Source organism: Vibrio sp. 2-2(8) (assembly GCF_963888495.1).
GTDB lineage: Bacteria > Pseudomonadota > Gammaproteobacteria > Enterobacterales > Vibrionaceae > Vibrio > Vibrio anguillarum.
This window is the reverse complement of the sequence record NZ_CAWPJM010000052.1, coordinates 174,349-196,394: the sequence shown is the minus strand read 5'-3', so window position 1 is coordinate 196,394 and position 22,046 is coordinate 174,349. Positions and strand designations below refer to the sequence as shown.

At 46.0% G+C, this 22,046-nt stretch carries 19 protein-coding genes; 8 read left to right on the top strand and 11 right to left on the bottom strand.

Going from position 1 to position 22,046, the window contains the following annotated elements; translation table 11 throughout:
* Positions 1-187: 187 nt before the first annotated feature.
* Both AACV12_RS15080 and aspA read right to left on the bottom strand, forming a co-directional pair.
* Positions 188-1,501: an anaerobic C4-dicarboxylate transporter family protein gene (locus AACV12_RS15080; RefSeq protein WP_017042196.1), complete on the bottom strand. Its 1,314-nt coding sequence runs from the start codon at positions 1,499-1,501 to the stop codon at positions 188-190.
* Between the two features lie 148 nt (positions 1,502-1,649).
* The gene (gene aspA, locus AACV12_RS15075; RefSeq protein WP_017042195.1) at positions 1,650-3,104 is read right to left on the bottom strand and encodes an aspartate ammonia-lyase; all 1,455 of its coding nucleotides are present in this window, start codon (positions 3,102-3,104) and stop codon (positions 1,650-1,652) included.
* A gap of 479 nt (positions 3,105-3,583) precedes the next feature.
* Between aspA and AACV12_RS15070 the strand changes: the two genes are divergently transcribed.
* Together AACV12_RS15070 and cspE are read left to right on the top strand one after the other, a co-directional pair.
* Entirely contained in the window at positions 3,584-4,087 is a 504-nt protein-coding gene (locus AACV12_RS15070; protein ID WP_038149154.1) for an FxsA family protein, read from the top strand.
* A 286-nt stretch (positions 4,088-4,373) separates the two neighbouring features.
* Positions 4,374-4,586 (top strand): transcription antiterminator/RNA stability regulator CspE, encoded by a 213-nt coding sequence (gene cspE / locus AACV12_RS15065; RefSeq protein ID WP_013855834.1) that lies wholly within the window; start codon positions 4,374-4,376, stop codon positions 4,584-4,586.
* Between the two features lie 96 nt (positions 4,587-4,682).
* Here the strand turns inward: cspE and trmL are convergent, their stop codons facing one another.
* The 3 genes from trmL to AACV12_RS15050 form a co-directional block, all read right to left on the bottom strand.
* Positions 4,683-5,159, bottom strand: a complete 477-nt coding sequence (trmL, locus tag AACV12_RS15060; protein ID WP_013855835.1) for a tRNA (uridine(34)/cytosine(34)/5-carboxymethylaminomethyluridine(34)-2'-O)-methyltransferase TrmL — start codon at positions 5,157-5,159, stop codon at positions 4,683-4,685.
* 99 nt (positions 5,160-5,258) lie between these two features.
* Positions 5,259-6,659 carry an envelope stress sensor histidine kinase CpxA gene (gene cpxA, locus AACV12_RS15055; protein ID WP_170900654.1) on the bottom strand — a complete coding sequence of 467 codons (1,401 nt, stop codon included), beginning with the start codon at positions 6,657-6,659 and terminating at the stop codon, positions 5,259-5,261.
* Positions 6,659-7,345 (bottom strand): response regulator, encoded by a 687-nt coding sequence (locus AACV12_RS15050; protein ID WP_013855837.1) that lies wholly within the window; start codon positions 7,343-7,345, stop codon positions 6,659-6,661. The genes cpxA and AACV12_RS15050 overlap by 1 nt, the downstream gene beginning before the upstream one ends.
* Positions 7,346-7,528: 183 nt before the next feature.
* Here AACV12_RS15050 and AACV12_RS15045 point away from each other — a divergent pair, with 183 nt between their 5' ends.
* The 3 genes from AACV12_RS15045 to pfkA all read left to right on the top strand — a co-directional run bounded on the left by AACV12_RS15045 (position 7,529) and on the right by pfkA (position 10,280).
* On the top strand, positions 7,529-8,026 hold the full coding sequence (locus tag AACV12_RS15045) for a CpxP family protein (protein WP_170900652.1): 498 nt from the start codon (positions 7,529-7,531) through the stop codon (positions 8,024-8,026).
* Between the two features lie 122 nt (positions 8,027-8,148).
* Entirely contained in the window at positions 8,149-9,057 is a 909-nt protein-coding gene (gene fieF / locus AACV12_RS15040; protein ID WP_010318335.1) for a CDF family cation-efflux transporter FieF, read from the top strand.
* A gap of 260 nt (positions 9,058-9,317) precedes the next feature.
* Positions 9,318-10,280, top strand: a complete 963-nt coding sequence (gene pfkA / locus AACV12_RS15035) for a 6-phosphofructokinase (RefSeq protein ID WP_026027886.1) — start codon at positions 9,318-9,320, stop codon at positions 10,278-10,280.
* 111 nt (positions 10,281-10,391) lie between these two features.
* Here the strand turns inward: pfkA and glpX are convergent, their stop codons facing one another.
* Entirely contained in the window at positions 10,392-11,399 is a 1,008-nt protein-coding gene (glpX, locus tag AACV12_RS15030) for a class II fructose-bisphosphatase (RefSeq protein ID WP_013855841.1), read from the bottom strand.
* 317 nt (positions 11,400-11,716) lie between these two features.
* On the opposite strand from glpX, the gene zapB reads away from it, so the two are divergent.
* A complete protein-coding gene (zapB, locus tag AACV12_RS15025) occupies positions 11,717-11,959 on the top strand; it encodes a cell division protein ZapB (protein WP_013855843.1) in 243 nt (80 codons plus the stop codon).
* Positions 11,960-12,077: 118 nt separating this feature from the next.
* Here zapB and metF read toward each other — a convergent pair whose 3' ends face one another.
* The 3 genes from metF to AACV12_RS15010 form a co-directional block, all read right to left on the bottom strand.
* Positions 12,078-12,968, bottom strand: coding sequence for a methylenetetrahydrofolate reductase (gene metF, locus AACV12_RS15020; RefSeq protein ID WP_017043191.1), 891 nt, complete (start codon positions 12,966-12,968; stop codon positions 12,078-12,080).
* Positions 12,969-13,213: 245 nt separating this feature from the next.
* Positions 13,214-15,625, bottom strand: a complete 2,412-nt coding sequence (locus tag AACV12_RS15015; protein ID WP_170895443.1) for a bifunctional aspartate kinase/homoserine dehydrogenase II — start codon at positions 15,623-15,625, stop codon at positions 13,214-13,216.
* On the bottom strand, positions 15,625-16,791 hold the full coding sequence (locus AACV12_RS15010; RefSeq protein ID WP_170900650.1) for an O-succinylhomoserine (thiol)-lyase: 1,167 nt from the start codon (positions 16,789-16,791) through the stop codon (positions 15,625-15,627). The genes AACV12_RS15015 and AACV12_RS15010 overlap by 1 nt, the downstream gene beginning before the upstream one ends.
* A 393-nt stretch (positions 16,792-17,184) precedes the next feature.
* Here AACV12_RS15010 and metJ point away from each other — a divergent pair, with 393 nt between their 5' ends.
* A complete protein-coding gene (metJ, locus tag AACV12_RS15005; protein WP_010318342.1) occupies positions 17,185-17,511 on the top strand; it encodes a met regulon transcriptional regulator MetJ in 327 nt (108 codons plus the stop codon).
* A gap of 148 nt (positions 17,512-17,659) precedes the next feature.
* Here the strand turns inward: metJ and AACV12_RS15000 are convergent, their stop codons facing one another.
* Together AACV12_RS15000 and rpmE are read right to left on the bottom strand one after the other, a co-directional pair.
* Positions 17,660-18,937: a malic enzyme-like NAD(P)-binding protein gene (locus AACV12_RS15000; protein ID WP_026027888.1), complete on the bottom strand. Its 1,278-nt coding sequence runs from the start codon at positions 18,935-18,937 to the stop codon at positions 17,660-17,662.
* Positions 18,938-19,142: 205 nt separating this feature from the next.
* A complete protein-coding gene (gene rpmE / locus AACV12_RS14995) occupies positions 19,143-19,358 on the bottom strand; it encodes a 50S ribosomal protein L31 (protein WP_010318344.1) in 216 nt (71 codons plus the stop codon).
* Positions 19,359-19,626: 268 nt separating this feature from the next.
* Here rpmE and priA point away from each other — a divergent pair, with 268 nt between their 5' ends.
* On the top strand, positions 19,627-21,828 hold the full coding sequence (priA, locus tag AACV12_RS14990; protein ID WP_170900648.1) for a primosomal protein N': 2,202 nt from the start codon (positions 19,627-19,629) through the stop codon (positions 21,826-21,828).
* The last annotated feature ends 218 nt before the right edge of the window (positions 21,829-22,046 follow it).

The following is a 22,046-nucleotide window of genomic DNA, read 5'->3' as shown; positions in this document are numbered from 1 at the left end:
TTACGCTTTTTATTCGAAGACATGGAGATAGGCGGATAATCGTTGTAGGGTAAATATATTGAAATTTTATTCATTAAGCTGAATGAGTGAAGAGAAGTAATTATTTATTGCTTTATTGATATGTATCAATATTTTATACGTGACAAATAAAAAGGGAGCCAAAGCTCCCTTATAACAATAGTAGAGATTACATCAAAATATTGGAGAACAACAAACCAAAACCAATACTAAACACCATGCTTAACAAGCCTGGGAGCATAAAGCTGTGGTTGAAAATATACTTACCAATACGAGTGGTACCAGTCCGGTCAAAGTCGATAGATGCGATGATAGGGCCGTAGTTTGGAATGAAGAAGTAACCGTTAACGGCAACGAAAACCGCAATAATAATGGCTGGTGGCAAACCCAAGGTTATTGCAACAGGGACTAACACGGCTGTTGTTGCGCCTTGGCTATTGACCATCACCGACAGAGCAAATAACGCGAACGCGAATGTCCATGGTGCGACTTCCACTAGGCCAGAGACCGCTTCTTTGACCATGGCACCATGGCCGGCAATGAAGGTGTCACCTAACCAAGCGATACCGAAGATCGCCACGATAGCACGCATACCTGCATGGAATACGGAACCTTGGCTGATGGCGTTGCCGTCAGGTTTGCACAGTAAAATGATCAGCGCCGCGATAGACAGCATCACGATTTCAATCGTGTGCGCCATCCCCATGGCTGAGCCGTTAAATTGTGGGCGCAAGCTAGGCAATGCACCCATCACCACCACTACAATGGCACCGAACAAAAATAGCCCGACCGATTTTTTCGCTTGTGGCGTGATTTGAATATCAGCAATCGATACTTCTTGTTCCATCTCTGCGCGGAATTCTGGGTCTTGCAAGCGACGTTGATATTCTGGGTCGTCTTTCAGCTCAACACCGATTTTATTGACGAATAAGCACGCGCAAGCCAAACCAAGAATGGTACTTGGGATGGTGATCATCAACACATCCGTTAGCGTGATGCCTTGTGGTTCTAAGAAGGCGACTAACGCCACGACGGCGGCCGCAATTGGGCTAGCTACAATCGCAAATTGTGACGCGATCACCGCCATACCTAAAGGACGTTCTGGACGAATACCACTGCGACGGCTCACTTCAGCAATAACGGGCAGTACTGAATAGGCCACGTGACCTGTACCAGCCATCATTGTAAAAAAGTAAGTTACCAAAGGGGCGATGAAAGTGATGTGGCGAGGGTTTTTATGCAAAATGTTAGTGGCAATTTTGATCAAATAATCTAAACCGCCAGCCGCTTGCATTGAGGCTGCTGCTGCAACCACGGCCATGATCATCAACATCACATCAATCGGTGGGCTGGTTGGTTGCATGCCAAATCCAAAGCTCAGTACAGCAAGGCCAATACCGCCCATCACACCAAGCCCAATACCACCAATCCTTGCACCAATTAGGATACATCCTAATACGATAAGGAACTCAATTAAGAACATCTTATACTCCTAAAGATAATGAAAAATAGGGTCATTCTACAGGTTCAGCGATATTGAACGGTATGCTTTGCGCCATGATGTAACGCAATTTTTTCTCACTTAATAACTTGTAGAAAGTAAAAAGGCTCTGAATCAGAGCCTTTTTTGATTATTCGTAGCGTTTCGCTTTGTACTGAGGGCGCATAAAGTTTTCGACGGACAAGATGTCATCGAGCTCTTCGGCGGTGAGTAAGCCTCGCTCAAGCACCACTTCACGTACGCTCTTACCCGTTTCCGCACAAATTTTACCCACGATGTCACCTTCATGGTGGCCAATATATGGGTTAAGGTAAGTCACGATACCGATAGAGTTGAATACGTAAGCTTCACACACTTCTTTATTGACAGTGATGCCGTCAACACACTTATCACGAAGGTTTATGCAGGCGTTTGAAAGAATTTCAATTGACTCAAACATGCTTTGTGCAATCACAGGTTCCATCACGTTTAGCTGTAATTGGCCACCTTCTGCGGCAAAGGAAATAGTGTTGTCGTTACCAAGTACTTTAAAGCACACTTGGTTGACCACTTCAGGCACCACAGGGTTTACTTTTGCAGGCATGATGGAAGACCCAGCTTGCAGTTCAGGTAGGTTCAACTCGTTTAGACCCGCGCGAGGGCCAGATGAAAGAAGACGCAAGTCATTACAGATTTTAGAGAGTTTCACAGCAAGGCGTTTTAGCGCGCCGTGCGCCATAACATAAGCTCCGCAGTCAGAGGTTGCTTCAATTAAATCTTCCGCTGGTACCACAGCTAAGCCAGTCACCGCAGCAAGGTGTTTCACCGCCGCCGCTTGATATCCCGGCGCCGCATTCAGGCCAGTACCGATCGCTGTTGCGCCAAGGTTGATCTCAAGCAGCAGTTTAGAGGTGTACTCTAGGTTGCGGATCTCTTCATTAATGGTGACCGCCCAAGCGCGGAACTCTTGACCTACGGTCATCGGTACGGCGTCTTGCAATTGAGTACGACCCATTTTCAAAATGCCAGAGAACTCTTGGCTTTTTAGCTCAAATGCACCTTTTAGATAGGCAATAGAATCAATCAGTTTCAGGATGCTGTTGTATACCGCAATGCGAAAACCGGTAGGGTAAGCACAGTTGGTTGATTGGCTTTTATTAACGTGGTCATTAGGGTTGATGAACTCGTACTGACCCTTTTCTTTACCCATCAATTCCAGAGCAAGGTTTGCGATCACTTCGTTGGTGTTCATATTGACGGAAGTACCGGCACCGCCTTGGTATACGTCTGACGGAAATTGATCCATGCACTTACCTGTTTCTAGGATCAAGTCACACGCTTGGAGGATGTAATTAGCCACTTGGCTTGGAATGACGCCGAGCTCTTTGTTGGCTAGCGTGGCGGCTTTTTTGGTCATCACCATACCGCGTACAAATTCAGGCACATCAGAAATGGTTGATTTTGAAATATTAAAGTTTTCGATAGCGCGCAGCGTATGAATGCCGTAATACGCGTCAGCAGGAACGTGACGTTGACCTAATAGATCTTCTTCGATACGAGTGGCCGAGTTAGCTGTAGCAGCTGTCGTTTCTGATAGGGTAGCCATAACAGGATCCTTAGAGAATTATTCTGATAATTAGTGAAATTATTAGCCATTTCTGCAGTTTAAGAATCCATTCGTCAGAATTTTAGGCTGGAAAATCCGTCCTGACTTCTGTGGCACATCATACTCAACCTAGATTTAAAAAATAGTAAGTGGATCACTTTTTAGGTCAATATTTTATGAAAATTTGATACGCACTCACATGCGTTATTTTTAGGTTTTAAAAACAGTTATCGCGTTGATAAATAGTTGTGATGCCGGCGGTTGGATTTGTCTGTGTGGTATGCGATTTGTTCAGGTTTTGTTAGCAAAATGAACGAATGAATGGATTTCAGATAGAGCCAATATTCGGTCTATTTTAAGATAGATAGTGGCTCTATTTAGTCATTTAGGCTGCGAGGTGGTGCTCTTTGATTGAGCGTTGAGTGTTGTAGTCGCTTGTGGTTGACGGTAAGGTGAGAGCAATAAACAAAGGAGGGCGTGTGTTTCCAATCTTACTTCTGGCTTTTATTTTTGTGCCAATCATTGAAATTGGTCTCTTTATCCAAGTAGGCAGTTTGCTAGGTATGTGGCCAACTATCGCCTTGGTGCTGATTACGGCATTTGTTGGTGCATCATTGGTTCGTAGTCAAGGGATACAAACTTTACTTAGCGTTCAACACCGTTTGCATCAAGGTGAGCTACCTGCGCAGCAAATTATTGAGGGCGTGATGCTGGCGGTGGCGGGTGTGCTGCTTTTAGTACCGGGTTTTTTGACCGATGCACTTGGTATGGTGGTGCTATTGCCTGCGCCTCGGGCTTTGCTTGCCAACTATTTGATGAATAAAGTGGTGGTGAACGGTGTATCAGGCCGTTTTCAGGCGCAGTTTGATGATAGCCGTCATAACAAAGCCCCATTTGATCGTGACTTTGAACCATCTGAAACGGGAAAAACCTTCGAAGGTGAATTTGAACGTAAAGATGATGAGCATAATAGGCTGAAATAAAAGACTTTTTATGGTGTTTCTTACTCTATTGTTTTGAGTTGTAAAAATTAAATGCCGAAATAGATTGCTTAGTGCAACGTTAGCGAATATAGTTACCTCGCTCTGTTGTTCAGGGGTTATTAATGAAACAAAAAATAAAAGTAAAAGTAAATTCTCAGAATCCCATCGTAAAAGTTGATGTCCTCAGTGTTTCCCTTACCTTATTAGTAACATTAAATAATTCAATCTATCAGTGCATTGCGCATAAGCGCGATAACTTTATGAATTTAAATAAAAGGGACACATTATGTCTAACAAAACAACTGGTTCTGTAAAATGGTTTAACGAAACTAAAGGTTTCGGCTTCCTTACTCAAGATAACGGCGGCGCTGACGTGTTCGTACACTTCAATGCAATCGCTTCTGACGGTTTCAAAACTCTAATTGAAGGCCAAAAAGTGTCTTTCAATGTAGAAAACGGTCAAAAAGGCCTACAAGCAGCTCAAGTAACTGTTCTGTAATCTAGCCTAATATCTAGAATTAATAAAAAGGTCGCCTAGGCGGCCTTTTTGCTATTTGGTGATTTATCTTCCTACCGTTTTAGAACACTAGCGCTGTTATTGCGCACCTTCAAAGCCCATTTGACGCCACGCTTCAAACGCAATAATAGCGACCGCATTAGAGAGATTTAAACTGCGAGCTTCTGCCATCATCGGAATACGAATACGTTGTGTCATCGGTAGGCTTTCGATGACTTGCGCTGGTAATCCACGAGTTTCTGGGCCAAACATCAACACATCTCCTTTTTGAAACTGCGCATCGACGTGGTGCCCCGTGGTTTTAGTGGTACAAGCAAAAATCCGGTACGTTTCGCGCTCTGCATTGAGGTAGTCCATAAAGGCATCCAAGTTGGCATGACGCGTTACGCGCGCTAAATCGTGGTAATCAAGCCCTGCGCGGCGCACTTTCTTCTCTTCTAGATCAAAACCTAGCGGTTCAATAAGATGCAAATTAGCGCCGCAATTGGCACACAAGCGAATAATATTTCCGGTATTAGGGGCGATTTCAGGTTCGTAAAGTGCGATATCAAACATGGTATAGCTGCTCTTAAAGAGTGTGGGCCGGAAGTATAAGGTGACGAGCCTATTGAGTACAAGTCACCCGTTATTTGGCGATATAGGCATAAGTGGAATTTAACTATCCAATGGGAGCGTGAATTGTACTTTTAACCCACCTAATTGGCTGCGACTTGCGTGAATCGTACCGCTGTGTTGACGAATGGCACTTTCGGTGATGGCTAAACCTAACCCTGTACCACCACTGTGCCTATCACGCGCAGTGGAAACACGATAAAAGGGGCGGAAAATATCGTCTAACTCGTTTTCGGGAACGCCTTCACCATTGTCTTCCACGCAAACCGATAGTCTGCCTTTTTCGACCGAAAAGGTAATATTGATTTCATCTTTGCCATAGTAAATGGCGTTACGCACAATGTTTTCCAATGCGCTCATCAGCAGTTTTGGTGTACCGGAAATCGTGTGCGGTGGAATCGCATTATAGGTGAGTCTTTTTTCCATCTGCTCCGCCTCAAATTGGGCATCACTCAATAATTCCTCCCATAAACTGGATAGCGGTTGAGTTTCTCGGCTGAGATGGCTATTGGTTTGCATACGCGAAAGCGTCAGAAGTTCACCGATCATCTGCTCTAAACGCTGTGCTTCGGTGTCGATCCGCTCCAATTCTGAGCTGCTACCTTGTTTACGAGTGGCAAGTGCATTGGCCATTCTCAGTCGAGTTAAAGGGGAGCGCAGCTCGTGTGAAATATCCGACAGCAATCGCTGCTGGCCAGAAATCATCTGATTGACGGCTTCTACCATTTGGTTAAAGCTTTTTCCCGCTTGGCGAAATTCACTGGTGCCTTTTTCTAAGCTTGGGTCGACCACAAATTCGCCGCGAGCGACCCGTTTGGCGGCTTGCTCGAGGCGGCTGGCGGGTTGACTCAATGCCCATGCGAGCCATAAGAGTAGCGGTGTACTGACGAGCATCACGGCAAGCAGTAGGCCGAACGGACGGTCAAATAGTTGCAATAAGAACGGGGGAGGCTCATTCCAGCGAATACCGACAAACATGAGCAGATCTTGCTTAGCAAGGCTAATTGGCAATGGACCTGAAATCATATAACGGCCATAGAGCTTCTGTTGTGGCTTATCAATGGATTCAATGCTGGTCACGAAATTTTGGAGTGCTTTAAACTTAAAGTCGGCTTGAGTTTTGGTGGTGAGAATTGTGCCATCTGGCGTTGTGATAAAGAATTGTGGAGTGCCGTTCTTCTCGCGCATGTGCCCTTCACCACGCTTGTTGCTGCTACTTTCTAAACGAAAGAGGATGCGTGTAAGTTCATGCTCATCTTTAAACATACTCTCTATTTTCTGTTTTAAGTGTGTAAGACGTTGGTATTCATCGCTAGGTATATCACGGGTTTTGCGAGGATCAAGGTGCGGCAGTGCTAATACTGCGATCAGCACCAGCAGCATCGTAAACCAAAAAATGGCAAAAATTCTGCCATAAAGGCTGTTGATCTTAGGCAGGCGCATTAATCCTCCAGAATCATGAGGTAGCCACGACCACGCAGCGTTTTAATCCGTGATTTACCATCGACACGCTCAGGTAATTTCTTGCGTAAATTCGAGACGTGCATATCAATCGCGCGGTCAAAGGCCGCCAACCGTTTTCCTAGAACATCAAGGCTGAGCGCTTCTTTAGTTAAGGTTTCGCCTGGGTTTTGCACAAAATGAGTCAGCAAGGCAAATTCCGTGGTGGTAAGGTCCAACAATTGCCCTTGGCAATAGGCTTCCTGCTTGCTGGGGTATACTTGAATATCTTGGCACTCAATGACTTCATTATGTTTGGTGCCATTGCTGGTTTGGGTTCGGCGCAAAATCGCGCGAATGCGTGCCAGCAGTTCTCGGTCACTGAAAGGCTTCGGTAAATAGTCATCCGCGCCGAGTTCTAGACCGATGACGCGATCGATCTCCTCTCCTTTGGCGGTGAGCATTAATACCGGGGTATGCCAGTTTTCACGTAACTTTTTCAGCGTTTCCATCCCATTAAGCTTAGGCATCATTACATCGAGTAAGACAAGATCAATGCGATCATGAATGGCCGCGAGCCCGCTCTCTCCATCATTCGCTTCAGAGACATCGAAGCCTTCATAGCTCAAGACTTCTTTTAGTAAGCTGGTGAGCTCAGTATCATCATCAATCAGAAGAATATGCGCCATGTGTCGCCTCGTCGTTGGGGAAGTTATGGGTACAGTTTACTGCGAAATAGGCAAGATATTCAGTGAGCAATAAGCTCTTTACGATTCTTTACGCTCACTATACGTTGCTTTACCGTACAGGCCCTATTCTACACTCAAGCGCTGTGAATACAGCTTGTTAGAATCCACTTAGTGAAGGAATAGATGATGAAAATGGCAAAAAAATTAGTACTTGCGGCGGTGATACTTCCTCTGACTCTTAGCACAGCAAGCGTCTTTGCATTTGGTGGTAAAGAGCAGCATAAAGGCCCAAATTATGAGTGTGGCGGTTTTGATCGCGGCATGATGCAGCAGCTTGATTTGACGTCTGATCAACAAGCAAAGCTGAAAGGAATGCGTGAGGCGAATCGCGAAGCGATGAAGGGTGAGCACAAAGGTCAACGCCAAGCGAAAATGAAAGCGCACCATGACAAAGTACAGGCTCTCGTGCTCGCTGAGAACTTTGATGCGGCAGCGGCAAATGAACTAGCCAAAGAGATGGTCGATCAACAGGTCGCTCACCGTGTCAAGATGCTAGAAAAACGTCATGACATGATGAGTGTGCTAACTCCGGAACAAAAAGCAAAACTGCAAACGCTACAACAAGATCGCATGCAGAAGTGCATGGAAAATGGTCCTAAGCACATGAAAAAAAATAGCTAGTCATTGATAACCGCTAATCATTGATAATAGGCCTCGGGTGAGGCCTGTTCATTTTTGTGTCATATTCATTCTTAATTTGAGAAGGTATACTACCTGCTCATTCTCAAGCTGATTTTAGTGATATGAAACAAGAATACGCACGCCTTGTTACGCTTGCTGCCTGGACAGCAACCCTTGTAGCCTCATTGTTGCTGATAGTAAAAGTGATCGCTTGGTGGGTTACTGGCTCGGTCAGCCTACTCGCATCCTTGATTGATTCCTTACTTGATATTGCCGCTTCCGTGGTCAATTTAATTGTGGTGCGTTACGCACTGCAGCCCGCAGATAAAGAGCACGCCTTTGGTCATGGTAAGGCGGAATCGCTTGCGGCTCTTGCCCAAGCGATGTTCATTTCAGGCTCGGCCTGTTTTCTTATCCTCAATGGGGTTGACCGTTTTTTCCGCCCACACGAATTAACTTCTCCTGAATATGGCGTTTATGTCAGCCTGTTTGCAATGCTAGTGACTTTTGGCTTAGTGTTGTTCCAAAAGCATGTCGTGAAAAAAACGGGCAGCCAAGCCATTGCCGCGGATTCATTGCATTACCAAACCGATCTGTTCATGAATGCGGCGATTATGATCGCGCTTATATTGAGCTGGTTTGGCTTTAAACAGGCCGATGCCATCTTTGCGATCGGCATTGGCGTTTATATTCTTTACAGCGCTTTTCGTATGGTGCAAGAGGCCATTCAGACCTTATTGGATCGTAAGTTACCTGATGAGGAATTGAAGCAAATCCGCACAGAATGTCTTTCTGTGGCTGGTGTGTTGGGTGTGCATCAATTAAGAACTCGCATGTCTGGACCTGTAAGATTCATTCAATTACATCTGGAACTAGATGACAATATCCGCTTGATTGAGGCGCATCGCATTTCCGATGAGGTGGAAGATAAGCTACTCGAGGCTTTCCCGGGAGCTGATGTATTAATCCACCAAGATCCTTATTCTGTGGTGTTTGGACCAGAAAAAAAGCAAAAATCACAAGGGTGGTAGCGACAAAAACGCGCTTATTAACTATCTTTTTAAGAACAATAAATAAGCCTGATTCTGATATGAATCAACAAAGCATTAACTCAAAACTGTAATACTCTTACATAAGTAGCAAACTTACATAATTTCGTGCAAATAACAGTAGTATTCCTCTTTAGGAAAGGTAACATTATGCACAGATTAGAAAGATTTTGCTGTCGGTTTTATCGCTAACGGACAGCGTAAAAAATTAGTATTAAGTTCCCAAAAAATCGAGGGTGAGCATGATTAAGAAGATCGGTGTTTTGACTAGTGGCGGTGACGCACCTGGCATGAACGCAGCAATCCGTGGTGTTGTTCGTACGGCACTCGGTGCTGATTTGGAAGTATTTGGTATTTACGATGGCTACCTTGGTCTTTATGAAGATCGCATTAAAAAATTGGATCGTTCAAGCGTTTCTGACGTTATCAATAAAGGTGGTACTTTCCTAGGTTCTGCGCGTTTCCCTGAATTTCGTGAAGTCGCAGTACGTGAAAAAGCGATCGAAAACCTAAGAAAGCATGGTATTGATGCTTTAGTTGTCATCGGCGGTGACGGTTCTTACATGGGTGCGAAAAAGCTGACCGAAATGGGTTTTCCATGCGTTGGTTTACCAGGCACGATTGATAACGACATTGCTGGTACCGATTACACCATTGGCTACTTAACGGCATTGAATACGGTTATCGATGCGATTGACCGCTTACGTGATACTTCCTCTTCTCATCAACGTATTTCTATTGTTGAAATTATGGGTCGTCATTGCGGTGATTTGACTCTGATGTCGGCGATTGCAGGCGGTTGTGAATACATCATCACCCCTGAAACTGGCCTGAATATGGAGCAACTGATTGCAAATGTTCAAGACGGTATTAAGAAAGGTAAGAAACACGCCATTATTGCACTGACTGAGTTGATGATGGATGCTAACCAACTGGCGAAAGAAATTGAAAAAGCAACGGGACGTGAAACTCGCGCTACCGTGCTGGGTCATATTCAACGCGGTGGTCGCCCGACGGCGTTTGACCGTGTTCTTGCGTCACGCATGGGTAATTTTGCAGTACATTTACTGCTTGATGGCCACGGTGGTCGTTGTGTTGGTATTCAGAAAGAGCAGTTGGTTCACCACGATATTATCGACGCAATTGAAAATATGAAGCGTCCAGTTCGCACTGATTTGTATAAAGTGGCTGAAGAGCTGTTTTAATCGCTTCTTCCATCTCGGTATAAAGTGATTAAGTAAAAAAGACCGCATTGCGGTCTTTTTTGTCTCTCTATGCTTTGTCTTTAAAATAAAACAGAGCAAAGCACTGGCGGATTACAAAATGATCGCGCGCACTTCTGGGTCTTTGCGCTCTAAGTAGTGAATTGATTTAATACGGCGAATGGTACGACAGCGGCCACGAATTAATAGCGTTTCTGTGGTGGCGATGTTGCCTTTGCGGGTAATACCTTCCAGCAGATCCCCTTTGGTGATACCAGTAGCTGAGAAAATGACGTTATCACTGCGGGCCATCTCTTCCATTTTCAGCACTACGCCAGCTTCGACACCCATTTCCGCGCAGCGAGCTAACTCTTTTGCACCATAAATACGGTTTTCTTCCGTATCGCCTTTGACTTCATGACGTGGTAGTAGACGGCCATGCATGTCACCATCTAGAGCTCGGATGACCGCGGCTGAAACCACTCCTTCAGGTGCACCGCCGATGCAGTACATCACGTCGACCTCACTATCAGGCATGCAAGTTAGGATCGAGGCGGCGACATCGCCATCTGGCACAGCAAACACGCGAACACCCATCTCTTGCATCTGCGCTATGGTGGCATCATGGCGAGGTTTCGCTAAGGTGATCACAACTAGAGTGTCTAATGGTTTATTCAGCGCGGCGGCGATATTTTCTAAATTCTCTTTTAAAGGCTTATTGAGGTCAATGCACCCTTTAGCGCCGGGGCCAACCACCAATTTTTCCATGTACATATCAGGTGCTTTAAGGAAGCTGCCTTTTTCGCCAGCCGCCAAAACAGCCAATGCGTTTGACTGGCCCATTGCCGTCATGCGCGTACCTTCAATAGGATCCACTGCGATATCAACCGCATCGCCACCAAGGCCAACAAGCTCGCCAATGTAGAGCATTGGAGCATCGTCAATTTCGCCTTCACCGATTACAATTTCACCTTGGATGTCGGTTTTATTGAGTAGGTTGCGCATGACTTCTACCGCTGCGCCATCGGCCGCATTTTTATCGCCTCGACCAAGCCATTTGTAACCTGCCAGTGCGGCACCTTCAGTGACTCGAGAGAATGCCATTGCTAAATCGCGTTTCATGCTAGCTCCAAAGAAAAGGGAATAGGAAATTTCGGCGGGAATTTTAGCATATCAAATAGTAAACGTTTGCTTTTTTAGTTCGCAAGGGTTGCACTTGATCAAAGCTAAGCCTCAAATTGAGCAAATCTATGGTCAGATAAAGTGTTTTTCGGCCTAGGTTTGGCGCTTAAGTGAGTTGACGGTTAAGTTGAGCCGATTTTTTAGCCAAATAGCGAGAAAATTTGCATATAGTGAGTGTTTCTGAGCGCTGTGCTGAGTAGAATGAACCAATAAGTGAAATTTTGTTCACCTCAACCGAATAACTAAGGGTATGCACCATGTCTTTTGAAGTATTAGAACTACTAGAAGCAAAAATTCAAACCGCAGTTGACACCATCGCACTTCTACAAATGGAAGTGGAAGAGCTTAAAGAAGAGAAACAGCAGCTCGTGAATGAAGCGAATGAGCTAAAAGTAGCGCGTGAAGAGCTTGAGCAAAAAGCGCAACAAATGGAGCAAGAGCAGAGTGCATGGCAAGATCGTATTCGTAGCTTACTTGGTAAAATGGACGACGTGGAATAATCTGCTCGCTTAAGTGATACCACAACGCCGACATCAAGTCGGCGTTACTTTTAATCAATCATCGCGTTCTATCACGAACAACATTTACCAATAATAGCGTTATGAGTGCAGAGAAAGTTTATGCTTTCGGTCTTACGCCCAACGTATGGCACAATGCGTAGGTCATTTCAGCGCGATTGAGCGTATAGAAATGGAAGTCTTTGACGCCTTCACGGCTTAAAATGCGAACCATGTCAATTGCTTGGCTTGCACCCACGAGCTGGCGTGTGGTTGGGTCATCATCTAATCCATTAAATTGTTTCGCCATCCATCCGGGGACTTTAACGTTGTTTTGCGCGGCAAAGCGAGAAGCTTGTTTAAAGTTTGATACCGGTAGAATGCCCGGTACAATTTCAGCATCAATACCAGCAGCTACGCAGCGGTCGCGAAATCGTAAGTAGCTTTCAACATCAAAAAAGAATTGAGTAATTGCGCGGTTTGCACCTGCATCAATTTTGCGTTTTAGATTGACCAGATCGGATTGCGCGCTTTTCGCTTCAGGGTGGACTTCTGGAAATGCCGCGACAGAAATATCAAAATCATGGCGAGATTTGAGTAGAGTCACTAAGTCGGAAGCATACATTTCTGGTTTGCCGCCACCAGCGGGAATATCGCCACGCAGTGCAACTATGTTCTGGATGCCGTTGTGCCAGTAGTCATCGGCAATCTGAATCAGCTCATCGCGAGAGGCATCAATGCAAGTGAGGTGCGGTGCTGCAATAAGGCCAGTTTGATCTTTAATCTCTTTAATGATCGAATGGGTGCGGTCGCGCTCGCCAGAGTTTGCTCCGTAAGTCACAGAAACAAATTTAGGTTGTAGGGTTTTTAAACGGTGAACGGAATTCCACAATGTCTCTTCCATTTGCGCTGAGCTGGGTGGAAAAAACTCAAATGAGACATTGATATTATCTGATAGCTCAGCCACGTTCTGGTTGAGTGCATCAATATGACCGGCGTGCGTGTATCCCATTTTATTTCTCCCTGTGGCGTTCTTCCGCCAATCTATCATTCCTTAAGTTGACGTTTAGACGTCTATATGGCCATAGGATGTATTGAATAGCATTTAATGTCAACACTGTAATTATGAATATTATTCATGTTGATTGTGAGTGACCTTCAAGTCATGCTCAACCTCGGTATGCATGACCTAATATCATCCTTTCGCAGTTAAATTAAGGAGCCTAGTGGCCCCTTAATCTGGAATAAGCTGGAGTGTTACAGCAAGCTTGACAGCAAGTTGAGGTCCGATTGGATAGCTCCTGCTGTCACTTCTCTACCAGCGCCCGGGCCACGAATCACTAACGGGTTATCGCGATACCATTTACTCTCGATAGCAAAAATGTTGTCACAAGGTAAAAGGTTAGCCAAAGCGTGTTCACGCTCTAAAGCTTCAACCCCCACCGTTGCTTTGCCATTTTTCTCAAGCCTTGCGACATAGCGTAGCACTTTATCTTCACGTTGTGCTTTGGTTAGTCTCTCTGCTAATTTTTCACTCAGTAGTTGGCCTTTGTCTAAAAAGTCATCCAGTGAGAGGTGCTTGAGCTCATCAGGAACCAGTGATTCAACTTTGACATTTTCCGGTTCGATATGTAATCCCGCTTCACGGGCTAGGATCACCAGTTTGCGCATTACGTCTGAACCATCCAGATCGCTGCGCGGGTCAGGCTCGGTAAGTCCTTGTTGCCATGCTAAATCGACCAGTTCGCTAAACGGTATTGAGCCGTCGAATTGCTGAAATAACCAAGATAAAGTGCCAGAGAAAATACCAGAGAGGGCGACGATTTCATCACCGCTTTCACGCAAATCACGTACCGTGTGGTTAATGGGTAAGCCTGCGCCAACCGTCGCGTTGTAGAGCCAATGGCGGCTAATTTTCGCGAACGCTTCTTTTATTTGGTGGTAATCGACGCTAGAGGAAGAGCCCGCGACTTTATTCGCTGAGATGAGGTGCATCCCATTTTCAGCAATGCTGAGATAGTGATCAGCCAGTTCTTTGCTTGCGGTTACATCGAGCACAACCGCTTCGTCATATCCTTGAATATTGCTTAATCGTTGTAGCCAAGCCATTCCCTCACTGGCAATCGCTTCATCGTCAAAATGCTTTAAAACCGATGCCGCATCAATCCCTTGCTCATCAAACCAATAGGTTTGGCTATCGACCACTGCGACCAACTCGAAGTTCATGCCATGGCGTTTTTCTAACTCTGATTTTTGTTCAGCAAAGAGTTTTAACCAACTCGAACCAATGTTGCCTTTGCCACACAGTGCCAGTGCGACCCGTTTTTGCGCCTGAAATAGTTGGTTGTGCATACCCACCACTAAGGGGGTGATCGGCGTTTTACGCAGTACCGCAACTAAACTCAGCCCAGATTCGGCTTCACAGATAAACTCGATCGGTGATGAACGTAGCTGTTGATAAAAGCCGTAGCAGTGATTGGGGTTTTTCGTCACTCCCGCACCCACAGCCCCCACTAATGAAAATCCTTCTTTGAGTTTAATTTCCGCTTCAAAAGCGGCATCTTGCAGATGGGCTAGGGCTCCACCTGAAATCTCAGCAGTATAGGCAAGGCGCAGTTGGTGTTGATCGGCTTGAGTATCGAAAGCTAGCGGTTCGAGTTGAGCACGACGCAAGCTGCGCAGCACATCGTTTTGTAGGCGCTGGAAGTCATGCCCGTGAGCAAAATTAAGCTCAATCAACAGCACATCATCAAGTGAAGTAATGATTTTGGCACCGCGTCCCGATGCCAATACACGCTCAATACGAGTCGATCCTGCTTCGGGTTGATAACTGCAGCGCAAGTGCAAATCCATGGTGCTTTGCGCCACGGGCTGCAAAGTTCGGCTGTGTAATACTGGGGCGGCAAGGCGTGCTAACTCGTTGGTTTCGTCCAAACGCAGTAGCGGCAGTAAACATGCATCACTGACAATACGCGGGTCGGCGCTATAAACACCGGCCACATCACTCCAAATCGTTACCCGGTTTACTTCCGCAAGTGCACCGATCATAGTGGCGGAGTAATCGGAACCATTGCGCCCAAGTAGCACAGTATCACCTTGTTCACTGCGAGCCATAAAGCCTGTGATGATCACTCGGTGATGCGCGTGTTGTGCCAAAATTTCTTTCAGCAAAGGGTAGGAGCGAGCGCGATCCACTTCCGGTTGTGTGCCTGCTTGCGCGCGAAGAAATTCGCGGGCGTCTTGTGCCACAGCCGCAAGATTATGTTGATTGAGTAACGCCGCCAATAAGCGTGATGACCACACTTCACCATGGCCAAGTACCGCCGCTTGTTGAGCTGGCGATAGGGGCGCGCAAAGCTGACCCAAGGTGCGAATTTCGTTGGTGAGTAAAGTGATGAGCGGTTGCGCTGCATCTTCATCGAGCAGCGCGTTGATTAAATCGATTTGGTACTGACGGACCGATTGCAAGTTCTCATGAGCCACTCGGCCATCTTTATTGAGAGCGTCGAGAAATTCGATTAAACGATTGGTGGTTTTTCCTGCGGCAGAAACCACCACCAAATCATCAGCTTGAGAATACTCTTTTAAGATATTAACGACCCGTTTGTAGCATTCAGGATCGGCAAGGCTGCTACCGCCAAACTTGTGCAATTGACGTAGGGCAGTCATTAATAGGCCTCCTGCGCTTTAGCAAAGGCTTGCGCGAGATCGTCAATCAAATCTTGGGCATCTTCTAAGCCGACCGATAGGCGTAATAGCTGTTGTGAAACACCGGCTTCGACCAACGCTTCTTCGCCCATCGCTCGGTGAGTCATCGAAGCGGGGTGGCAGATTAAGCTCTCCACGCCTCCTAATGATTCTGCCAGTGAGAATAATGTTAACTGAGAGACAAAATATTTAAGCTGTTCAAAGCTACCCGCAAACTCAAAACTGAGCATAGAGCCAAAGCCAGATTGCTGCTTTTTCGCAATCTCATGGCCAGGATGCTCTGGCAAACTCGGGTGATAAATGACCTTAACTAAGGCTTCGCTTTGCAGATAGTCCAAAATGGCGCGTGAGCTCTCCTCATGGACGCGCATTCTTGCGCCTAAGGTACGAATGCCACGCAGCGTCATATAGCTATCAAAAGGGGTTCCCGTTGAGCCAAGGCAGTTACCCCACCATGCTAGCTCTTCAGCGTGCTGCTCTGTTTTGGTGATAACAACTCCGCCAATCACATCGGAGTGGCCGTTGATGAATTTGGTGGTGGAGTGGATGACAAAATCTGCGCCCAACTCTAATGGTTTTTGGAAGACTGGCGTTAAGAAGGTGTTGTCAACCGCCACTAATGCACCGACGGCGTGTGCTTGTTGGCAAATATCAGCAATATCTACCACGCGAACTAATGGGTTGGATGGGGTTTCAATGAGTACCAATTTGGGTTTTTTCGCCAAAGCAGCCTGCAAAGCGTTTGGATCGGATTGATCAATAAAGAGTGTCTTAAAATCGCATTTTTTGGCGCGTGTATTAAACAGGCGATATGTGCCACCGTAACAGTCATGCGGGGCCACAATCAGATCGTCAGGACTTAAAAAGGCGGAAACCCATAGATTCAGCGCCGAAGTGCCACAGTTAGTCACCACCGCGCCTTGACCCGATTCTAGTTCAAACAACGCTTTTTCGAGCAGACCGCGATTCGGGTTGCCAGAGCGTGTGTAATCGTATTTAGGCACTTCACCAAACGCAGGAAAGCTATAATTTGTCGAAAGATAAATTGGAGGCACAACAGCATGATATTGAGAGTCGGATTCAATACCGGTTCTAACGGCGATGGTGGCTGGCTTGCGAGTGGTCATGACGGTTTCCTTACTTAATTAAACTCAATAAACTGACTTTTATTGAGGGGTTCCTGCTTTATCTGGGGACAACGAAAGGGCAACGTCCATTGTCTCGAGTATTAGCTATATCCGATAGTGCGTGAGATTGCTATCCCCTTTCTAACTTGAAGTTGCTGCGATGTTGGCTAGATTCACCTACTTCAATCACATAGTCTGGTTGCCTTGACTTGCCGCTCTGCTGAAATTTCAAGTATTTCGGGTATCTCTTTGTCGATAATGGCACACTTTACTGAACTCAAAAGAAGACGTCAATATATCTAGACGTCTATATGTCTTTGCTTGTGGCGGTAAATCCCGCTAAAATCCAACTTTCAAATTTTTAACGACCAATTACGATAACGAAGGTGCGCAATGGCAGACTGGAATGGGGAATACATTAGCCCATATGCTGAACATGGGAAGAAGAGTGAGCAAGTCAAAAAAATCACCGTTTCAATCCCATTGAAAGTGTTGAAAGTATTAACTGATGAGCGCACTCGCCGTCAAATCAATAACTTACGCCACGCAACGAACAGTGAACTGCTGTGTGAAGCCTTCTTGCATGCTTATACTGGTCAACCTTTACCGACCGACGAAGATTTGAGAAAAGATCGTCCAGACGATATTCCGACGGAAGCAAAAGCATTAATGACCGCAATGGGCATTGAATTTGAAGCGTATGATGATGAAGAAGTGTAGCGCGTAATTGCGGTATAACGAGATAAAATAGAGAGGATACTGGGTAAGTTGCCATTGTGACTTTGGCTCTGTGTCTCAGAATATAAAAAAACCGCTGAAAGTCAGCGGTTTTTTTTCGAGCGAGGCATTTAGCCGCTCAAGATTGTGATTATTCTTGCATGTAATTGACAGGCATCTCGATTCGAGCGACGCCAGAGTCAACCGCTGCTTGAGCAACCGCTTTAGCAACACGAGGCAGTAGGCGTGGGTCCATCGGTTTTGGAATGATGTATTCAGGGCCGAAACTTAACGCTTTTACGCCAGCAGCTTTCAACACTTCAGCCGGCACTTCTTCTTTAGCCAGTTCACGTATCGCCTCAACTGCGGCTAGCTTCATTTGGTCATTAATTTCACTAGCACGGACATCCAAAGCGCCACGGAAAATAAATGGGAAGCACAACACATTGTTGACTTGGTTTGGATAATCGCTACGACCTGTGCCGAGAATTAAATCATCACGTACCGCGCGTGCGAGTTCCGGTTTAATTTCTGGATCCGGGTTTGAGCAAGCAAATACGATCGGTTTATCGGCCATTAATTTTAGCGCTTCGGCAGGCAGCAGGTTGGGGCCTGACACACCTAGGAATAAGTCAGCGCCTTCAATCACATCTTCCAGTGTGCGTTTGTCGGTGTTATTAGCAAACAACTGCTTATATTCATTAATGTCATCGCGACGAGTATGAATCACACCTTTGCGATCAAGCATGTAGATTTTTTCACGCATTGCGCCGCACTTAATCAGTAGTTCCATGCAAGCGGTAGCTGCTGCGCCAGCGCCAAGACAGACGATAGTGCATTCGTTGAGTTTCTTGCCTTGTAGTTCAATCGCATTGAGCATGCCAGCTGCGGTAACAATCGCAGTGCCGTGTTGATCGTCATGGAAAACAGGCACATTACAGCGCTCGATCAAACGGCGTTCAATCTCAAAGCAATCTGGTGCTTTGATATCTTCTAAGTTGATGCCGCCAAAGGTGTCGGCGATGTTGGCAACCGTATCGACAAATTCATCGATTGTGCGGTGTTTTACTTCAATATCAATTGAATCAAGCCCAGCAAAGCGTTTAAACAGTAGCGCTTTTCCTTCCATGACGGGCTTGGAAGCCATCGGACCTAAGTTACCTAAACCAAGAATAGCCGTGCCGTTTGAGATCACAGCGACGGTGTTGCCTTTCGCAGTGTATTTATAAACGTTGTCGATGTTCTGTGCGATTTCACGAACCGGTTCAGCGACGCCCGGGCTGTAAGCTAAAGCAAGGTCTTCAGCCGAGTCGGCAGGCTTAGTTAGTGAAATGGCAATTTTACCCGCGGTTGGGTAAGCATGGTAATCGAGTGCGCGTTGGCGAAATTGTTCTTCTGCCGTTAATTCTTGGTGAGTGTCATCAGACATAGGTATAAGTGCTCGTGTTGGATTGGAAAAGGTCCATAATTCTAATGGATGTCGCTCAAACTTCCTAGGCGGGAACCTGACGTGCTTCATCAAAAAATGGAGAAAATGTCGCAGATAAGACCAGTGCGTACTGACAACTATACAAAAAATGCCAACAAAAAAGGATGCCGAAGCATCCTTTTTTAATTTTCTAGCAAAAAAGAGATTATTTGCTAGAAAGAGCACCGAAACGCTTGTTGAAGCGATCTACACGGCCGCCAGTATCAACGATACGTTGCTTACCAGTGTAGAATGGGTGACATTTGTCACACACGTCTAGGTGGATAGAATCTTTGCCTAGCGTTGAGCTGAACTCGAAAGAGTTGCCGCAAGAACAAGTCGCGCTAACTGCTTTGTACTCTGGATGGATACCAGCTTTCATGGGATAACCTCAAATTGGGCCGCGTCGCTATCCGAATCTATGCCGGACACCACACGTAGTTAATAAAAAAATGTTGATACCGCTGACTGCTTAACATCAAGCAAGAAGCCATATCATCAAGGCGCGATATATTAATGAATCCTCTTCAGTGGATCAAGCCATTTCGCCGCTATTTTCGCCACATTTTTGTCCAATGACGAAGCTCGAATTTCGGTGACGCATCCAGTAGACTGTCTTTTCACATTTTTTGTAGAACGAACGGTCGATTATGCGCCCCACCATTGCACGCGTTGCCTTACCTGTCCCATTGGATAAGCAGTTTGATTATCAGATCCCAAGTCATCTGTTTCCGATTGTTGGTGGACGAGTGTCGGTGCCATTTGGTCGGCAAACTCTGGTGGGTATCGTCACCGCTATAGTCAGTGAATCTGAGTTTTCAGTCGATCAATTAAAGCCGCTAAAAGCGGTGCTCGATAGCCAGCCAGTCTGGCCAGAGAAACTCTATCAATTGCTGTTGTGGTGTAGCCAATTTTATCAATACCCATTAGGAGACACGCTATTTAATGCCTTGCCTGGCGCATTACGCAAAGGGAAAGCGGCCGATTTTTCGACCTTAGTGGAGTGGCAACTGACGCCCAGTGGGCGCGATCAACTCATGCAAGGATTCGGGCGAGCGGTAAAGCAAGCCAAAGTGATGACGATGCTTGAGTCTGGCGCTGTACCCCATCAACTGTTTATTGATGAAGAGGTAGGTAGCAGCGTACTTAAAACCTTACAAGAGAAAGGCTGGATAGAATCACTGGAAAAACGGCCGGCACTGACGGCTTGGCCGCAAAATGTTGAAGCGGATGTGGAAAAGCCCAAGCTCAACCAAGAACAAGCGATCGCGATTGCTTCAATTAATAGCCATCACCATTTTGCATGCTATTTACTTGAAGGGGTCACCGGTTCAGGGAAAACCGAAGTTTATCTAAACTTAATCAAGCCCGTTTTAGAAAAAGGACGTCAGGCATTGGTACTGGTGCCTGAGATTGGTCTAACACCACAAACCATTAACCGCTTTCGTAAGCGATTTAATGTGCCAGTTGCCGTGGTCCACTCGGGGCTCAATGAAACCGAGCGCCTCAACGCGTGGTTAGCGGCGCGTGATAATATTGCGGGCATTATCATTGGTACTCGCTCAGCGCTGCTAACGCCTTTTGCAGACCTAGGTATCATCATTGTTGATGAAGAGCACGACGCTTCGTATAAACAGCAAGATAGCCTACGCTACCATGCAAGAGATGTTGCGGTAATGCGTGCAAACCTTGAGCAGATCCCGATTGTGCTTGGTTCTGCCACTCCAGCATTAGAAACGTTGCATAATGCATTGAGTGGCAAATATCATCACTTAAGCTTAACTCAGCGTGCGGGCGTAGCGGTTCCCACTAAAAACAAAGTGTTGGATGTGAAAGGCCTGTTTTTAGAGAGTGGTTTATCAGCGCCGCTGATTGCTGAGATGAGAAAACACCTCAGCGCTGGTAACCAAGTGATGCTGTTTCTCAATCGGCGCGGATTCTCGCCCGCGCTGATGTGCCATGAATGCGGTTGGATTGCCGAGTGCAAACGTTGCGATGCGTACTATACCTTTCACCAATACAGCAGTGACATGCGTTGTCACCATTGCGGCTCGCAACGTCCGGTGGTTCATCAGTGTCAAGGTTGTGGTTCCACTCAGTTGGTTACGGTTGGGGTAGGTACTGAGCAACTTGAAGCGCAACTGGCGCAGCTTTTCCCCGAATATAAAACGGTGCGTATTGATCGCGATAGTACGCGTCGTAAAGGCAGTTTAGAAAGTGCGTTATCATCGATTCGCCAAGGTGAGTATCAGATTTTAATTGGCACGCAGATGCTCGCTAAAGGGCACCATTTTCCCGATGTGACTTTAGTAGCGTTATTGGATGTGGATGGTTCGCTATACAGCAGTGATTTTCGCGCCGCCGAACGCTTGGCGCAGCTATTTACTCAAGTGGCAGGTCGAGCAGGACGCGCTAGTAAACCCGGCGAAGTGATTTTACAAACGCATCACCCGGAACACAGTTTGCTGCAAGCACTGTTGCAAAAGGATTATCGTCATTTTGCAGAAACCGCGTTAGAAGAGCGGAAAATAGCGATGTTGCCGCCTTACACCTATCTCACACTGTTTAAAGCGGAATCCAATCAAGCTTCGATGGTGGAAGAGTTTTTACGCCAAATTAGGCATACGTTAGAAGCGCATCCGTTATTTGATGATTCGTGCTTAGTCTTAGGGCCAACCCCAGCCCCATTGGCGAAAAGAGCGGGCAAATATCGCTGGCAGTTATTACTGCAAACTCAGCATCGCTCAAAAATGCAAAAACTATTGATGAGTGCTAAGCCTGCGATTGGACTGTTACCATTAGCCAAGAAAATTCGCTGGTCGTTAGATATTGAACCGCAAGATCTCAGTTAAACCTCCGTAGCGTTTTCGATGAAACGAGATGTAACATATTGAAGCAATCGAGTGCTAAAAAGGTTACTGTTATTTTTGTCAGCCTATTTAATCCTCTCTAATGTGAGTGGCTTCACGCTTATTATGTAAAATTTGTTAATCTGACCGTAACTTTCTGGGTGGAAATGAATAGACTATCACTCATATATCCGCTGTGAATAACAGCTCAGCGTTCAAAA

Excerpts from the sequence above, each read along its gene's own strand:
- AACV12_RS15080 (WP_017042196.1), bottom strand. The coding sequence starts at position 1,501 with ATGTTCTTAATTGAGTTCCTTATCGTATTAGGATGTATCCTAATTGGT.
- aspA (WP_017042195.1), bottom strand. The coding sequence starts at position 3,104 with ATGGCTACCCTATCAGAAACGACAGCTGCTACAGCTAACTCGGCCACT.
- cspE (WP_013855834.1), top strand. The coding sequence starts at position 4,374 with ATGTCTAACAAAACAACTGGTTCTGTAAAATGGTTTAACGAAACTAAA.
- trmL (WP_013855835.1), bottom strand. The coding sequence starts at position 5,159 with ATGTTTGATATCGCACTTTACGAACCTGAAATCGCCCCTAATACCGGA.
- cpxA (WP_170900654.1), bottom strand. The coding sequence starts at position 6,659 with ATGCGCCTGCCTAAGATCAACAGCCTTTATGGCAGAATTTTTGCCATT.
- AACV12_RS15050 (WP_013855837.1), bottom strand. The coding sequence starts at position 7,345 with ATGGCGCATATTCTTCTGATTGATGATGATACTGAGCTCACCAGCTTA.
- AACV12_RS15045 (WP_170900652.1), top strand. The coding sequence starts at position 7,529 with ATGATGAAAATGGCAAAAAAATTAGTACTTGCGGCGGTGATACTTCCT.
- fieF (WP_010318335.1), top strand. The coding sequence starts at position 8,149 with ATGAAACAAGAATACGCACGCCTTGTTACGCTTGCTGCCTGGACAGCA.
- pfkA (WP_026027886.1), top strand. The coding sequence starts at position 9,318 with ATGATTAAGAAGATCGGTGTTTTGACTAGTGGCGGTGACGCACCTGGC.
- glpX (WP_013855841.1), bottom strand. The coding sequence starts at position 11,399 with ATGAAACGCGATTTAGCAATGGCATTCTCTCGAGTCACTGAAGGTGCC.
- zapB (WP_013855843.1), top strand. The coding sequence starts at position 11,717 with ATGTCTTTTGAAGTATTAGAACTACTAGAAGCAAAAATTCAAACCGCA.
- metF (WP_017043191.1), bottom strand. The coding sequence starts at position 12,968 with ATGGGATACACGCACGCCGGTCATATTGATGCACTCAACCAGAACGTG.
- AACV12_RS15015 (WP_170895443.1), bottom strand. The coding sequence starts at position 15,625 with ATGACTGCCCTACGTCAATTGCACAAGTTTGGCGGTAGCAGCCTTGCC.
- AACV12_RS15010 (WP_170900650.1), bottom strand. The coding sequence starts at position 16,791 with ATGACCACTCGCAAGCCAGCCACCATCGCCGTTAGAACCGGTATTGAA.
- metJ (WP_010318342.1), top strand. The coding sequence starts at position 17,185 with ATGGCAGACTGGAATGGGGAATACATTAGCCCATATGCTGAACATGGG.
- AACV12_RS15000 (WP_026027888.1), bottom strand. The coding sequence starts at position 18,937 with ATGTCTGATGACACTCACCAAGAATTAACGGCAGAAGAACAATTTCGC.
- rpmE (WP_010318344.1), bottom strand. The coding sequence starts at position 19,358 with ATGAAAGCTGGTATCCATCCAGAGTACAAAGCAGTTAGCGCGACTTGT.
- priA (WP_170900648.1), top strand. The coding sequence starts at position 19,627 with ATGCGCCCCACCATTGCACGCGTTGCCTTACCTGTCCCATTGGATAAG.